The organism is Bacillus sp. SN32, from assembly GCF_002837495.1.
Classification (GTDB): Bacteria; Bacillota; Bacilli; order Bacillales; family Bacillaceae; genus Bacillus; species Bacillus subtilis.
Genome location: NZ_PJCT01000004.1, coordinates 39237 through 53808 on the forward strand (window position 1 = coordinate 39237; position 14572 = coordinate 53808).

General features: G+C 47.1%; 14 protein-coding genes and 1 pseudogene. 7 read left to right on the plus strand and 8 right to left on the minus strand.

The window, feature by feature from the left end; all coding sequences use genetic code 11:
• Nucleotides 1–8 precede the first annotated feature (8 nt).
• Nucleotides 9–962, plus strand: coding sequence for a petrobactin ABC transporter substrate-binding protein YclQ (yclQ, locus tag CW370_RS16160; RefSeq protein WP_101169812.1), 954 nt, complete (start codon nucleotides 9–11; stop codon nucleotides 960–962).
• A 46-nt stretch (nucleotides 963–1008) separates the two neighbouring features.
• Here yclQ and CW370_RS16165 read toward each other — a convergent pair whose 3' ends face one another.
• The 4 genes from CW370_RS16165 to CW370_RS16180 all read right to left on the minus strand — a co-directional run bounded on the left by CW370_RS16165 (nucleotide 1009) and on the right by CW370_RS16180 (nucleotide 4542).
• The gene (locus tag CW370_RS16165) at nucleotides 1009–2427 is read right to left on the minus strand and encodes an MDR family MFS transporter (RefSeq protein WP_024572614.1); all 1419 of its coding nucleotides are present in this window, start codon (nucleotides 2425–2427) and stop codon (nucleotides 1009–1011) included.
• Nucleotides 2428–2446: 19 nt separating this feature from the next.
• On the minus strand, nucleotides 2447–3325 hold the full coding sequence (locus CW370_RS16170) for a TetR/AcrR family transcriptional regulator (protein WP_024572615.1): 879 nt from the start codon (nucleotides 3323–3325) through the stop codon (nucleotides 2447–2449).
• Nucleotides 3326–3488: 163 nt separating this feature from the next.
• Complete coding sequence (gene nfsA / locus CW370_RS16175) at nucleotides 3489–4238, minus strand: oxygen-insensitive NADPH nitroreductase (protein WP_003234479.1); 750 nt, start codon at nucleotides 4236–4238, stop codon at nucleotides 3489–3491.
• 16 nt (nucleotides 4239–4254) lie between these two features.
• Nucleotides 4255–4542, minus strand: coding sequence for a putative quinol monooxygenase (locus tag CW370_RS16180; protein ID WP_003234477.1), 288 nt, complete (start codon nucleotides 4540–4542; stop codon nucleotides 4255–4257).
• A gap of 139 nt (nucleotides 4543–4681) precedes the next feature.
• On the opposite strand from CW370_RS16180, the gene CW370_RS16185 reads away from it, so the two are divergent.
• Nucleotides 4682–4996: an ArsR/SmtB family transcription factor gene (locus CW370_RS16185; protein WP_003234476.1), complete on the plus strand. Its 315-nt coding sequence runs from the start codon at nucleotides 4682–4684 to the stop codon at nucleotides 4994–4996.
• 1 nt (nucleotide 4997) lies between these two features.
• Here the strand turns inward: CW370_RS16185 and gabR are convergent.
• Nucleotides 4998–6438 (minus strand): annotated as a pseudogene (gene gabR / locus CW370_RS16190) (MocR-like transcriptional regulator GabR).
• A gap of 105 nt (nucleotides 6439–6543) precedes the next feature.
• Between gabR and gabT the strand changes: the two are divergent.
• The 4 genes from gabT (at nucleotide 6544) to gdh (ending at nucleotide 11102) form a co-directional block, all read left to right on the plus strand.
• Nucleotides 6544–7854, plus strand: coding sequence for a 4-aminobutyrate--2-oxoglutarate transaminase (gene gabT, locus CW370_RS16195; protein ID WP_101169813.1), 1311 nt, complete (start codon nucleotides 6544–6546; stop codon nucleotides 7852–7854).
• Between the two features lie 68 nt (nucleotides 7855–7922).
• Complete coding sequence (gene gabD, locus CW370_RS16200; RefSeq protein WP_029317299.1) at nucleotides 7923–9311, plus strand: succinate-semialdehyde dehydrogenase; 1389 nt, start codon at nucleotides 7923–7925, stop codon at nucleotides 9309–9311.
• 122 nt (nucleotides 9312–9433) lie between these two features.
• A complete protein-coding gene (gene glcU / locus CW370_RS16205) occupies nucleotides 9434–10297 on the plus strand; it encodes a glucose uptake protein GlcU (RefSeq protein WP_003234455.1) in 864 nt (287 codons plus the stop codon).
• 19 nt (nucleotides 10298–10316) lie between these two features.
• Nucleotides 10317–11102 (plus strand): glucose 1-dehydrogenase, encoded by a 786-nt coding sequence (gdh, locus tag CW370_RS16210; protein ID WP_024573629.1) that lies wholly within the window; start codon nucleotides 10317–10319, stop codon nucleotides 11100–11102.
• A gap of 44 nt (nucleotides 11103–11146) precedes the next feature.
• Here gdh and CW370_RS16215 read toward each other — a convergent pair whose 3' ends face one another.
• Genes CW370_RS16215 through ycnK form a run of 3 tightly spaced genes read right to left on the minus strand, consistent with a single transcriptional unit; the run spans nucleotide 11147 to nucleotide 14006 of the window.
• The gene (locus CW370_RS16215) at nucleotides 11147–11761 is read right to left on the minus strand and encodes a YcnI family copper-binding membrane protein (protein ID WP_014475816.1); all 615 of its coding nucleotides are present in this window, start codon (nucleotides 11759–11761) and stop codon (nucleotides 11147–11149) included.
• Nucleotides 11762–11773: 12 nt separating this feature from the next.
• The gene (ycnJ, locus tag CW370_RS16220; RefSeq protein WP_101169814.1) at nucleotides 11774–13399 is read right to left on the minus strand and encodes a copper transporter YcnJ; all 1626 of its coding nucleotides are present in this window, start codon (nucleotides 13397–13399) and stop codon (nucleotides 11774–11776) included.
• Nucleotides 13400–13433: 34 nt separating this feature from the next.
• The gene (gene ycnK, locus CW370_RS16225) at nucleotides 13434–14006 is read right to left on the minus strand and encodes a copper uptake transcriptional regulator YcnK (RefSeq protein ID WP_086343460.1); all 573 of its coding nucleotides are present in this window, start codon (nucleotides 14004–14006) and stop codon (nucleotides 13434–13436) included.
• A gap of 164 nt (nucleotides 14007–14170) precedes the next feature.
• On the opposite strand from ycnK, the gene CW370_RS16230 reads away from it, so the two are divergent.
• Nucleotides 14171–14524, plus strand: a complete 354-nt coding sequence (locus CW370_RS16230; protein WP_017696160.1) for a hypothetical protein — start codon at nucleotides 14171–14173, stop codon at nucleotides 14522–14524.
• The last annotated feature ends 48 nt before the right edge of the window (nucleotides 14525–14572 follow it).

A 14572-nucleotide genomic window follows, 5' to 3' on the forward strand; every position in this document is an offset into this window, starting at 1 on the left:
TGAAGAGCATGAAAAAGTTCGCATTACTATTCATCGCTTTGGTGACGGCAGTTGTGATTTCTGCATGCGGAAACCAAAGCACAAGCAGCAAAGGTTCTGATTCTAAGGAAGAACAAATCACGGTGAAACACCAGCTGGACAAAAACGGAACAAAAGTACCGAAGAGCCCTAAAAAAGTTGTCGTATTTGACTTTGGAAGCTTAGATACACTAGATAAACTTGGTCTTGATGATAAAGTAGCGGGACTGCCGAAACAAGCCCTTCCTAAATATCTGTCCAAATTCAAGGATGACAAATATGCTGACGTCGGAAGCTTAAAAGAGCCAGACTTCGAGAAAGTGGCAGATTTAGACCCTGACTTGATCATTATCTCAGGAAGACAATCTGAGTCTTACAAAGAATTCTCTGAAATTGCGCCGACAATTTACCTTGGCGTAGACACAGCGAAGTATATGGAATCATTTAAGTCTGACGCAGAAACAATCGGTAAGATCTTCGATAAAGAAGATGAAGTGAAGGATGAACTCGCAAAAATCGATCATTCAATCGCAGATGTAAAGAAAACGGCTGAAAAGCTTAACAAAAACGGTCTCGTCATCATGGCGAACGACGGGAAGATCAGCGCATTCGGTTCTAAATCAAGATACGGCCTGATCCATGACGTGTTCGGCGTGACACCGGCTGATAAAAACATCAAAGCGTCTACTCACGGACAAAGCGTTTCTTACGAGTACATTTCAAAAACAAACCCGGATTACCTGTTTGTCATTGACCGCGGTACAGCGATCGGTGAAACATCATCTACTAAACAAGTCGTTGAAAATGATTATGTGAAAAACGTAAACGCAGTGGAAAATGATCATGTCGTCTACCTTGATTCTGCTACTTGGTACTTATCAGGAGGCGGTCTTGAGTCTATGGCGCAAATGATCAAAGAAGTGAAAGACGGTTTAGAAAAGTAAAACCAAAAAGAGCCTCCGCTAAATAGCGGGGCTCTTTTTTTGTTGATCAGCGTGCCGGCTGCTGTTCGGCAGGGCGCTGAGGTTTCTTTAATGTGAATGAGAGAAGGAAGCCGACAAGTGCAATGACGGCAGCCACAATAAAAGCGGCGTTCATGCCGTGCAGGGCGGCATGCTTCACATTTGTCGTGCCTGCATGTGCCGCCTGGTTGCTCATCACGGAAACCAATAATGCGGTTCCGATCGAGCCGCCGACTTGGCGAATCGTGTTGTTCATCGCAGTTCCGTGCGGAATCAAGTGGCGCGGCAGAGCGTTGATTCCGGCTGTTGTCACCGGCATCATGATCATGGCGGTGCCTAAGAGACGAACGGTGTATAAAACGACAATCCAAGCGAGTGACGTATGGTCAGTCAGCTGCATAAACGGCAGAGATGTCAGGAAGATGATGCAGAAACCGGCAATCGCCAGCCCTCTTCCGCCGACACGGTCAAAAATTCTGCCGATAATCGGCGACATAAAGCCCATCACAACGGCTCCCGGCAGAAGCATAAGCCCTGTATCAAAAGCTGTGACGTCTCTGACATTTTGTGTATAAAGCGGCAGGATGGTTTCCGTACCGATCAATAATGCAAAGACGAGGGTTCCCAGCAGTGTTGTTAAACTGAAAACGCCAAACGTGAAGACGCGGAATTCCAGCATCGGTTTTTCAAGCTTCATTTGTCTTGTGATAAACAAGAGCAGCGCGATGACACCCACCAGCAGTGAAATCAAGACGGTTGAACTGGACCAGCCGTAAGAGCCGACGCTTGAGAAGCCGTACAGAAGGCCGCCGAACCCAAATGTTGAAAGGATGACTGATAAAATATCAATCTGTGTTTTTCTTAAAGTCGTCACGTTTTTCATCAGGATGCTGGCAAGAATCAAATCAATCACAGCAAACGGAAGAATGATATAAAACAATGATCTCCAAGAGAAAGCTTCGACAGCCCATCCGGAAAGAGTCGGTCCGATCGCAGGCGCGAATGAGATGACCAATCCGACCATACCCATAGCCTGGCCGCGCTTTTCAATCGGAAAGATTGTCAGGAATACAGTCTGCATGAGCGGCATCATAATGCCGGCTCCGGCTGCTTGAATGATACGCGCTGTCAGCAGAACCGGGAAGTTCGGCGCGAACGCTCCGACGACTGTTCCGGCTGTGAAAATGCTCATTGCTGTGATGAGCAGCGCCCGGCTTGTGAATTTCTCAATTAAAAAAGCAGTAATCGGAATTAAAATCCCGTTGGTTAACATAAATGAAGTGGTCAGCCATTGTGCTTGGTTGGCATCGACATTGAAATCCCTCATGATATGGGGAAGTGCGGTAATCAACAATGTCTGGTTCAAAATCGCCACAAACGCTCCGGCTAACAAAATGCCGACAATGACAGAACGGTTAAAAGGTTTTTGTTCAATACTTGTGTCCAATACATATCCCTTCTTTTCTCTAAGTAATTAACAGTGTTTTTAACATGGAAACGGGCTGTGTTAAAACACCGGTTTGTTCCAGATAGCCAATCAGTGATTTGAGTAAAAAAGCGCGGGGTTCTTCCTTCTTCGCTTCTTCCTCCAGCATGGCGGCTGCGGATGTCAGTTCATCTACGTCATAGTCCGTGGCGGGCAGGGAAGAGATGCCTTTATGTAATTCCTTCAGGCTTTCCGATAATAGGACTGACTTATCCTTTGGCTTGTAGGAGGATGCTGAATGAATATAAAGCTCGATGGCTTCGGGCGGAAGAAGAGACTGACGGGTTTCCTTGTTTTTGACAATCTGATTGAGGGTGCTGATGATAAACTCTGCGATCGGGTCAAGCTCAAGCGGTTTTTCCTCGATTTTGATCAGCATTAAAAACTCACGCATCATGCCGTGAAGAACGATGACCAAATCCCACACAAACGGGAGAATGGTTTCTCCATAAGCCTGAATCAGCGAATCGCGGTGCCAGCAGATAATCGTCGATCTGGTCTGATGAATATGCTGTTTGACCCGGTCATTATGCAGCTTGGGGTTTCCGTAGGTCAGCATATTGAAAAACTGCTGATTCCGCCTGAAGCCCTCCAGTTCCATTTTGACCTTTTGCGTCAAACGCTCCTCCGGTGTAAGTGCGGTATTTTCCTGAAGTCTTGAGGCCGCGGCCACCATTTGCTTCTGGTTAAATGACAGCAGCTCCAAAAGCAGATCTTCTTTAGATTGAAACAGCTTATATATCGAAGCTTTTGACATCTTACATTCTTCTGCGATCGCCTGCATGGAAACCGACGTAAAATCCTTTTCTGAAAAAAGCTTTCGCGCGGCTAACAAGATATCTGTTTTTTTATCAAGCATCTCATGGCTTCCTTCTTTCTTGAACATTAGAAAACCCATTGGTTCACAGAAAACCAATGAGTAACAATGAAAAAATTTTACCAAATAAACAAAATAGAAGTCAATGGATTTTAACCGGGTAAATGAAAGGCCTGCCGGAAAATCCGACAGGCCGAATAAGGGCTTATTTTTCAACTTTAAATCCTTGTTTTTCAAGCATTTCACGGATGTGCGGATAGTACAAGCGCTCATAGTAAGAAGCGATGCTCTGTGACCAGTTTCTTGTTTCTTTTCCGTTTGTCCGTTTATTCATGTATTCAGACATCTGTTCGTCGTATGCCTGAATGTGAGACGTCAGCTCATCCTGATTTAAATAAGTTTCCTGATGATTGACAGCTTCCTGCGGCAAGCGCGGTTTTTTCGCTGAACGGTCGGCAGGATGCCCAATGACAAGGCCGGATAAAGGGAACACGTATTTTGGAAGCTCAAGCAGTTCGATCAGCTCTTGAGGGTTTCCGCGAACCGCACCGATCGGAACTGTGCCAAGTCCGAGTGACTCAGCCGCTGCTGTTGCTGTGCCGAGGGCAATACCAGCGTCTACTGCGCCGACAAGAACAGATTCCAATCCATTTGTGATTTCCATTTTGAAATCATGCAGATCTTCAAGCGCAATTTTGGCCCGGTTGAAATCTGCGCAGAACAGCAGGAAAACAGGAGCTTGATCGATCCATGGCTGTCCGCCTGCCAGCTCGGAGATCTTCTTTTTGCGCTCTTTATCCTGGACTGTGATCACAGTTACCTGCTGTCCGTTGATAGATGAAGGGGCTGATTGCACCGCTTCAATGATTTGGTCCAATTGCTCCTGAGCTACAGGCTCGTCTGTGTAGCTGCGAATCGAGCGGTGGTCTGTTAAAGATTTAATCACTTCATTCATATGGGACACCCTTCCTTTACTCGCTAAGCTCTGTGCGGACAACATCAAGAGGAGCGCTCAGCAGTTCTTTTCCTTTTGCGACAAACCCTTGGAAATGCGCAGTTTCGTTATGGAATTTCATTGCCGCTTCATCTTTCCATTTTTCAAGCATGACAAATGTATTTTCTTCGCCTACTTTTTCAAATAGGTCGTATTGCGCGTTGCCTTCCTCAGCTCTTGAATGCTGAACAAGTGATTGAGCCTCGCTCAAAAATTCCTCGCGTTTTTCTGGTTTTACTTTGATGTAAGCTTGTAATACGATCATTTAAATCTCCTCCGTCGTTATGCGAATTTATTGTTCGAATTTCATCGAACTAAATGTAACATGTATTCTAAATGAGGTAAAGGAAAAACCCTTAAATAGTAAAATTGTCATTCTAATTGTTGTGTGATACATTTGTGTCATGAACATTCCAAACCATCCAGAAACAGAAACATTGCAGCTGACAAAGGTTCTTCATGCACTTAGTGATCCGCTTCGTTTAGAGCTCGTCAAGCAATTAGCTGAAGCAAAAGAAAAAACGTGCAGCACCTGTGCAGATGTGCAGGTTGCCAAATCGACTTTGTCGCATCATTTTAAAGTTTTGAGAGAATCAGGCATCGCTCAAGTTCGGATAGAAGGAAAGCGCCGGTATTATTCGCTTCGCGCTGAAGACCTTGAAAAGGCATTTCCGGGCCTGCTTGAAGCCGTGCTGAATGTAGACCAGGACCGCTGGTGAATCAATCCCCTGTAACGGGGATTTTTTTTATGTCCGTAAACCGCTTTGAAAAGGCGCTGCACACCCTCTTGAATATCTTCTTCCTTCAGCCGTGCAAAGCCGATAATGAGAGCTGGCCTGCCCGTTTGCGGCTTGTTTTCCTTCAAGTTAAATCGGCTCATTCCGAAGATTTCAAGCTGCAGCCCGGCAGCATGTGACAGGATGTCTTGTTCGGTGCGCCTGGTATCAAATTCGGTAACAAAATGCAGCCCCGCATTTGCCCCTTTTACGATAACCTCTCCGCTGAACTCTGCTTCTAAAGCGGTGATCAGGCGTTCTCTCTTTTCTTTATAATGCTGCTTCATTTTTTTTATATGCTTCTGATATTCACCGGACTCGATAAATTCCTGCAGGGTGAGCTGTGTAAGTGATGAGCAAGTCTGCAGATCATAGCCCCGCTGTTTGTATGTCCTCAACAGCTCAGGCGGCAACACCATATAGCTGATCCGCAAGCCGGGGAGAAGGGACTTTGAAAAGGTTCCCATATAGATGACATTTTGAAAACGGTCGAGGCTTTGCAGCGCTGGAATACTGTCTACATCATATGTGAATTCACTATCATAATCATCCTCAATGATATATCGGCTCGGCTCCTCGGCTGCCCAGTTCAGCAGCTGAATTCTTCTGGATACAGGCATAACCGTTCCGGACGGAAACTGATGCGATGGGGTGGTCACCAGCACATCAGGCTGCTGTCTGGTGATTTCAGCAATCGACATGCCTTTTTCATCCAGCATGATCGTCTTTACTTGTTTTCCGGCATTCTTCAAAAGCTGATACATGCGCCTGTAGCCAGGCTCCTCCATCGCATACACGGCTTCCTTGGGTAAAAGCTCAGTCAACAGCTGCATGAGCACCTGTGTGCCTGCCCCTATGATCATTTGTTCCGGCCTGCATTTTACACCCCTCGTCAGGGAAATGAGCCTGGTAATGGCCGCTCTCACTTCATATATTCCTTGCGGATGTGACATATCGCCGAGCGTGCGGTATGAGCGGGAGGCCGCTTTTTGCTCGCAGCGGAACCAGCTTTTGATCGGAAAATGGTCTGTATCGGAACTCATGTGTGAAAACGATATCCAGTCGCTCTGGTCGATGTGAATCTCTTTTAGGTCATCCGGCAGTGCAAATGGAGGGTGCTCCTCGGCGGAAAACATGTCTAGTTCCTCCACGAAGAAACCCTTTCGTTCAATGGCGTACAAATACCCTTCAGCCAGCAGCTGCTGATAGGCTGAATTCACTGAATTTATGCTGACCTTGAGATTTTCAGCCAGCTCCCGCTTGGAGGGAACCTTCGAGTGCGGCAGCAGATTACGGCTGAGGATTTCTTTTTTCAGCTTTTGATAAATTTGCTGATAGATATAATCAGCTTGTTCTGAACGATCGAGTGTAATCGTGATATCCATTTGTAGTTTCTCCTTCTGATACCATCAAAAAGTTATAATTGGTACTTTTCATCATACCAAAGAGAAGTCAGAATGATAAGAAAATACCGACAGGGGGATATTCACATGAGTCAAACAACAGCAAGCATCACAACTGCACAATGGCAGCAAAAACGGGATCAATTTGTGTCAAAAGGTGTGAGCAACGGCAACCGCAGTCTGGCGGTCAAAGGAGAAGGGGCCGAGCTGTACGATCTGGACGGCCGGAGATTTATTGATTTTGCAGGCGCCATCGGTACGTTAAATGTCGGACACTCGCATCCGAAGGTGGTTGAGGCTGTGAAGCGGCAGGCGGAGGAGCTGATTCATCCTGGCTTCAATGTCATGATGTACCCGACTTATATCGAGTTAGCCGAAAAACTGTGCGGCATTGCACCGGGCAGCCATGGGAAAAAAGCGATTTTTCTTAACTCAGGGGCAGAAGCGGTCGAAAACGCTGTGAAAATCGCCAGAAAGTATACAAAGCGCCAAGGCGTTGTCTCGTTTACACGCGGGTTTCACGGGCGCACGAATATGACGATGAGCATGACAAGCAAGGTAAAACCTTATAAATTCGGTTTCGGTCCTTTTGCGCCAGAGGTTTATCAAGCGCCATTCCCTTATTATTATCAGAAGCCGGCCGGCATGAGTGATGAAAGCTATGACGATATGGTCATTCAAGCATTCAATGATTTCTTTATCGCTTCAGTGGCGCCTGAAACGGTGGCGTGTGTCGTCATGGAGTCAGTGCAGGGAGAAGGCGGGTTTATTATTCCTTCGAAACGGTTCGTGCAGCACGTCGCTTCATTCTGCAAAGAACACGGCATTGTTTTTGTTGCTGATGAAATCCAAACCGGCTTTGCCAGAACTGGCACTTATTTCGCAATTGAGCACTTTGATGTAGTGCCCGATCTGATCACGGTTTCTAAATCGCTTGCGGCAGGCCTGCCATTAAGCGGTGTGATCGGGCGTGCGGAAATGCTTGATGCGGCAGCGCCAGGGGAGCTTGGCGGCACGTATGCCGGCAGCCCGATCGGCTGCGCGGCGGCTTTGGCTGTCTTGGATATTATCGAAGAAGAAGGACTGAATGAGCGATCTGAAAAAATTGGCAAAATCATTGAAGACAAGGCGTATGAGTGGAAACAAGAATTCCCGTTCATCGGTGACATCCGCAGACTCGGGGCGATGGCCGCAATCGAAATCGTCAAGGATCCTGACACGCGTGAGCCTGATAAGGCAAAAGCAGCAGCAATCGCGGCCTATGCGAATCAAAACGGATTACTTTTGCTGACAGCGGGAATTAACGGTAATATCATCCGCTTTTTGACACCGCTCGTCATCTCAGACAGCCTTTTAAATGAAGGGCTCAGCATCCTGGAGGCGGGCCTGCGAGCTTAATCATTGGAAAGAAAACGGCTGGGTCTGCTATCATTTTAAGTAATCATGAAAAGAAAGGAATGTTCAATATGCCAGATCAATTAACGGTCTACAACCCGGCTACGGGCGAGGAGATCAAAACGATTCCTCAGCAATCAGCCACAGAGGTAGAAGAAGCCATTGAACGTTCACATCAAGCGTTTAAAACGTGGTCTAAAACATCAGCGAACGAAAGAGCGTCTCTTTTGAAAAAATGGTATGAGCTGATTGTTGAACATAAAGAAGAGCTTGCAGATTTAATTACAAAGGAAAACGGAAAACCATACAAGGAAGCAGTTGGCGAGGTACTTTACGGCGCAGGCTATATCGAATGGTTCGCAGAGGAAGCGAAGCGTGTGTACGGAAGAACGGTCCCGGCCCCGACAACGGGTAAACGAATTGTTGTCACACGCCAGCCGGTCGGCCCCGTTGCTGCTATCACGCCCTGGAATTTCCCGAATGCGATGATTACGCGCAAAGCGGCGCCTGCTCTTGCCGCTGGCTGTACATTTATCATCAAACCGGCGCCGGACACACCGCTGTCTGCTTATGAACTAGCGCGCCTCGCATATGAAGCGGGCATTCCGAAGGATGTTCTTCAGGTTGTAATCGGCGATGGAGAAGAAATCGGAAATGTGTTCACAAGCAGTCCGAAAATCCGCAAAATCACGTTCACAGGCTCAACACCTGTAGGGAAAATCCTTATGAAAAACAGCGCGGACACCGTGAAGCACGTCTCAATGGAACTCGGCGGACACGCCCCGCTGATCGTAGATGAAGATGCAGACATTGACCTTGCCGTTGAACAGGCGATGGCGTCCAAATACCGAAACGCCGGCCAAACCTGCGTATGTGCCAACCGCCTGATCGTTCATGAATCCATTAAAGATGAATTTGCTGCGAAACTGAGCGAGCAAGTGTCTAAGCTGAAAGTCGGAAATGGACTTGAGGAAGGCGTCAATGTCGGCCCGATTATCAACAAACGAGGCTTCGAAAAAATCGTCAGCCAAATAGATGATGCGGTTGAAAAAGGCGCGAAAGTGATTGCTGGGGGCACATATGACCGAAACGATGACAAAGGGTGCTACTTTGTGAATCCGACAGTGCTCACCGATGTCGATACGTCCATGAACATCATGCATGAGGAAACATTCGGCCCGGTCGCCCCGATCGTCACGTTTTCTGATATTGATGAAGCGATTCAGCTTGCCAACGATACACCGTATGGCTTGGCTGCTTACTTCTTCACAGAAAACTACCGCCGCGGCATCTATATTTCCGAGAATCTAGAGTATGGCATTATCGGCTGGAATGACGGCGGACCGTCAGCGGTTCAAGCGCCATTCGGCGGAATGAAAGAAAGCGGCATCGGCCGTGAAGGCGGTTCAGAAGGTATCGAGCCGTACCTTGAAACAAAATATTTGTCCATCGGTTTATAAAAGAATGCACGCTCCTAAGAGCTGCCGGATTTTCCGGCAGCTCTTTTTGTGTTCCGGCGAATAATCACAACAATTCCAGCCAAAATAACAGCAAATACATTTTGAAAGAAGGTTCCCCAACAATGGATTTATTATTGGCTCTTCTCCCGGCTTTGTTTTGGGGGAGCATTGTTCTCTTCAATGTGAAATTAGGCGGCGGGCCGTACAGCCAGACACTGGGAACGACGATCGGGGCACTCATTGTTTCTATCGTTATTTACTTTTTTGTTCAGCCCGTTCTGTCCCTTCGCATTTTTATTGTTGGAATCGTATCCGGCTTATTTTGGTCACTTGGACAGGCCAACCAGTTGAAAAGCATTCAATTGATGGGCGTGTCGAAAACAATGCCGATTTCCACAGGAATGCAGCTCGTTTCCACCTCGCTGTTCGGTGTGATCGTGTTCCGCGAATGGTCAACACCGATTGCGATTACGCTTGGCGTTCTCGCTTTGATCTTTATCATTGTGGGAATCATTCTCACGTCCTTGGAAGATAAGAATGATAAAAAAGAGGGCGAGCCAAGCAATTTGAAAAAGGGCATTTTGATTCTCCTTGTTTCGACTCTTGGTTATTTGGTTTATGTAGTCGTGGCCAGATTATTCAATGTGTCCGGCTGGTCCGCGCTGCTGCCACAGGCAATTGGCATGGTGGTCGGGGGGTTAGTTTTAACCTATAGGCACAAACCCTTTAACAAGTATGCGATCAGAAATATTCTCCCAGGGTTAATCTGGGCAGGCGGAAATATGTTTTTGTTTATTTCTCAGCCGCGAGTCGGCGTTGCAACGAGCTTTTCCCTTTCACAAATGGGAATTGTCATTTCTACGCTCGGCGGTATTTTCATCCTGCGTGAAAAGAAAACGAAACGCCAGCTTATAGCAATTGCGATCGGGATTATCCTGATTATTGCCGCCGCCGTATTCTTAGGAATCGCCAAAACAAATTCATAACAAATGGAGGAGGATGTATATGTATCCGGATTTAAAAGGAAAAGTCGTCGCTATTACAGGAGCTGCTTCAGGGCTCGGAAAGGCAATGGCCATTCGCTTCGGCAAGGAGCAGGCAAAAGTGGTCATTAACTATTATAGTAATAAGCAAGATCCGAACGAGGTAAAAGAAGAGGTCATCAAGGCGGGCGGTGAAGCTGTTGTCGTCCAAGGAGATGTCACGAAAGAGGAAGATGTAAAAAATATCGTGCAAACGGCAATTAAAGAGTTCGGCACACTCGATGTTATGATTAATAATGCCGGTCTTGAAAATCCTGTGCCATCTCACGAAATGCCGCTCAAGGATTGGGATAAAGTCATCGGCACGAACTTAACAGGTGCCTTTTTAGGAAGCCGTGAAGCGATTAAATATTTCGTAGAAAACGATATCAAGGGAAATGTCATCAACATGTCCAGCGTGCATGAAAGGATTCCGTGGCCGTTATTTGTCCACTATGCAGCTAGTAAAGGCGGAATTAAGCTGATGTCTGAAACGTTGGCTTTGGAATACGCGCCGAAGGGCATTCGCGTCAACAATATCGGGCCAGGTGCGATCAACACGCCAATCAATGCTGAAAAATTCGCTGACCCTAAACAGAAAGCAGATGTAGAAAGCATGATCCCGATGGGCTATATCGGCGAACCGGAGGAAATTGCCGCAGTGGCAGTGTGGCTTGCTTCGAAGGAATCCAGCTATGTTACAGGCATCACGTTGTTTGCGGACGGCGGAATGACGAAATATCCTGCTTTCCAGGCAGGCCGCGGTTAAACATAAAAAGCGACCCAGACATGACATCTGGATCGCTTTCTTTATTAGGCACGCTTTTTCTTTACAAGTGCTGCTACAGATAAAATAATGGCAGCCGCAGACAGCACAATCGCTGTAATGTCTAGAGCTGAAGAACCTGAGTTTTCGGAATCGTCTTCTGTTTTCGTGGCGCCGTGCTCATCTGTCACTTGTTTTGCAGACGTGATGTTTGTAATGGAATGAGGTGTATCGGCATCCTCGTCACCTGTCCACTCAACAATGCTGCCGTCTTTGTAATATTGGTATGCGTCCCAAGCAGCTTCCTCTGCTTTGTCAGGGTTTTTGGCAACAAAGGTAAACTGCTGGAACTGTCCTTCCTGAATGCCTCCGTCAGTCGCCTCCCATGTCACGGACACTGATTTGTCATCATGTTTTTGAGTGGAAACCTTCCAGCCCGGAATTGGCTCATATTGCTGGAATTCAACATCCTTCGGCATTTTGAGGACAACCTTCGTTGTCGGCAGATTTTTCTCAGAAGGAACCTTCATTGTATACGTTTCCCAAGAGCCTGCAGCAGACTCAGCCGGTTTTACAGAAACATGCGCGCTGGCAGGGGCCGTAAAGAATAAGAGGGAGCCGACAATAGCCGGACATAGTGTCAATGCGATTTTTTTCAACAACGTAAACACTCCTTAATTGGTCTTTGTAAACATGATATTGATTTCGTTAAAGTCGCCGGTCAGGCCGTGGACTTTGATCTTCCAGTTTCCTTTTTCATTAATCGACAGGTTTTGATCCTGGAAGACGCCTTTTGTTTTTTCTTTTAATGTAAAGGTGCTTTTGTTTTCGCTGCCTGACAGGCCTGTTTTATAAACGGTTAACGTGATTTGCTGGATGTTTTTCACGGGATCTCCGTTATGGTCGGTGACACGCAGCTCAAAAACATTTTTTCCGGGCTGGTTTGGGCTGATGCTGAGAGAAACGCTTTGTCCGTTCTCTATCGCTTTGGTTTGGTAGAACGGTTCCGGCGCTGGCTCAGGCGGGCTTGGCAGGCTTGTAAACACGGCCGCTGTGATCAATACAGCGATGCCGATTGTCCACTCCGCTTTTAACGTTCGGCTGATTCCTGTGCGGCGCTGCTTTCTGGTAAGCAGAAAATGAATCGCACCTAAGACCAGCATGAAAACAAACAGCCCGCTTTTCACTAAAAGAGCTTGGCCGTACGCTGTATGGAACAGAGAATCCATTGAACGAATGATGAAAAATCCATTGAGCAAGCCTGAAAACAAAATGACGCCGACTGCAGTGAGCGCCCATGGGGAGAAGCGTCTGACCGTCTCCCACGCGAGCGTTTTGTCAGGCTGCCTCCATTCTTTTGAGAGCAGCAAAACGAGTGCCGCTATTCCGCCGACCCAGATGGAAGCGGAAGTTAAATGAAGGAAATCCATCAAAATGCCGACCGTTTTTTCTTCAACGACAGCAGCATGCCCGGTAAACGCCTTGGCAAGCAGGAGACCGAAAAAGAAAATGAGCGGCGCTATCCAATAGGCAAATGATGAAAAGCGGTTTTTCCATATCGCAGGGATGACAGATAGTGCGAGCAGCACGAACAGCGCGGCCTGTATGATCCAAATGGAGCCGCCTGCTGTCTCAAACAGTGTTTCTCTGATGTAGCCCGGCTGGAATGCGCTGCCCCAGCCGCCGCCTGCGTTCGCTTTTGTCTGAATCGGAAGCTGAAGCAAAAGCGCCAGACCCAGTGCTGCGATCGAGCCGGTCAGGATACGTCTCGTCCGTTTGACGAGCTGTTCTGATTTCCCTTTATACCAGAAAAGATGGAAGAAAACCGTTCCGATAAACAGAGATAAGGCTGTATACAGAATCGCGCGATCTGCTGCTGTTCCCGGATTCAGCGCTGAGTCGGCTGCTTTTTGGCTGCTGAATCCGCCATCCGCTTTCCCGATACTGAACGGAATGACGCCGGAAACAGGATGTCCATCCGCGGATACGGCATTCCATTCCGCTCTGTACACATCTTTAGGCAGATTCTTCTTCAGCTTCACTGTCATGATGTGATGATTATCTTTTTTGATTTCAGTCTTGTCCGTATCCACACGGTCGCCGTTTGAATTATAGACTTTAATATAATGAAACCCTTCTTCAACCGGTTCATTAAATTCGATTTCCACCTGCGCAGGGGCGCTTTTTAATTCGCTGTTTTCCCCAGGTGAAGATTTGACAATATAGGCGTGAGCAAAGCTTGTTTTCGGCAGGAAAACAAGAAAAAGCAGAAGGATGATCCACCATCTGTTTCGCTTCATCACTCAGACACCACCTTCCGCTGTATGTGTTGTGTTATTTCTTGGTGCAGGTGCAGCGTTTCTTTCGGTCTTGAAGCATGTCTTCCAGCGCTTGGTCGAAAGTGCGGACGGCTCCGCCGAATCCTTTTTGAAATCGTTCGGCATGGTCAAGTGTCGCAAACGGAATGGCCTGCGGCTGGCAGCAGTGCAGGTTTAATTCAGCATTTACGACGAAATAAGCCGAACCGGCACTGACGGTTGTCTGTAACAGAAAATCTCTGCAAATCAAGTGTGAAACCTCTTCCGTTTTATCCGCGTAACGCAAAAACGCGCAATGTGCGCAGCATAGCTGTTCAATGTCTTGGTTTACCGTAATCAGCTGAACCGAATGAGCTTGATTGACGGGCTTCAAGCAATAGCTGCACATATGATCCGTTTGAGGTGTTCGGGCGGGGAGCGTGATGCCGCCGGCCGTTTTAATGACCTCATTTGACTGAACCAGCTGATTGACATCTCTGTATACCGTCATTTCCGAAACGCCAAACCTTGCGCTGATGTCAGAAATTCTGAGCGCGCCTTCTTCTTTCAGCCACTTCAGTATGTGTTGTTGTCTATTAATCGGAAGCATTCATACACCCTCTTCATTAAGATCTATTTAAGCGTAGAGGATTTTAGAGACAGAGACAAGTAAGCTGATGATAAAAAATGTGAAAATATGTTGAACAGCAACAAAACGAAACAGAAGGGACTCTGGTATAATAGACATATGGAATAGAAAGTGAGGAATACCCTATGAAAGAAACACCATGCCCGAACTGCGGCAAACCTTTGACAGGCGACATGGTCAGATCATCAAATGTGCCTTGTCAATTTCGCTGCGGACACTGCCGGGAACGGCTTTATGAATATAAAGTATCAGCTCCGATTATGCTGGTATCATTAGCGGCCATCGTGCTGCTCATTTATCTTTTGCTGCTCCTCCGCAATGCGGCAGGCTCAGTGCTGCCGGCTGTACAGCACGTGCCAATGGCTGTTTTTGCGCTTGTGTGCGCCTATCCCGTTTTTATTGTGAGTGAGCGAATGATCGCAAAGTACGTGATTCAAAACGGCAACATTATTTATAGAGGAAAGAGAAAAGGCTCCTGAAACCAGGAGCCTTTTTATTTTTAAAAAATTGTCACAGTCATGTGCCAA

Coding starts and splice junctions, on each gene's coding strand:
- ycnK (WP_086343460.1), bottom strand. CDS start 14,006: ATGCTTCCGATTAATAGACAACAACACATACTGAAGTGGCTGAAAGAA.
- ycnJ (WP_101169814.1), bottom strand. CDS start 13,399: ATGAAGCGAAACAGATGGTGGATCATCCTTCTGCTTTTTCTTGTTTTC.
- CW370_RS16180 (WP_003234477.1), bottom strand. CDS start 4,542: ATGATCGTATTACAAGCTTACATCAAAGTAAAACCAGAAAAACGCGAG.
- gabT (WP_101169813.1), top strand. CDS start 6,544: ATGAGTCAAACAACAGCAAGCATCACAACTGCACAATGGCAGCAAAAA.
- nfsA (WP_003234479.1), bottom strand. CDS start 4,238: ATGAATGAAGTGATTAAATCTTTAACAGACCACCGCTCGATTCGCAGC.
- gdh (WP_024573629.1), top strand. CDS start 10,317: ATGTATCCGGATTTAAAAGGAAAAGTCGTCGCTATTACAGGAGCTGCT.
- CW370_RS16185 (WP_003234476.1), top strand. CDS start 4,682: ATGAACATTCCAAACCATCCAGAAACAGAAACATTGCAGCTGACAAAG.
- glcU (WP_003234455.1), top strand. CDS start 9,434: ATGGATTTATTATTGGCTCTTCTCCCGGCTTTGTTTTGGGGGAGCATT.
- yclQ (WP_101169812.1), top strand. CDS start 9: ATGAAAAAGTTCGCATTACTATTCATCGCTTTGGTGACGGCAGTTGTG.
- CW370_RS16230 (WP_017696160.1), top strand. CDS start 14,171: ATGAAAGAAACACCATGCCCGAACTGCGGCAAACCTTTGACAGGCGAC.
- gabD (WP_029317299.1), top strand. CDS start 7,923: ATGCCAGATCAATTAACGGTCTACAACCCGGCTACGGGCGAGGAGATC.
- CW370_RS16170 (WP_024572615.1), bottom strand. CDS start 3,325: ATGCTTGATAAAAAAACAGATATCTTGTTAGCCGCGCGAAAGCTTTTT.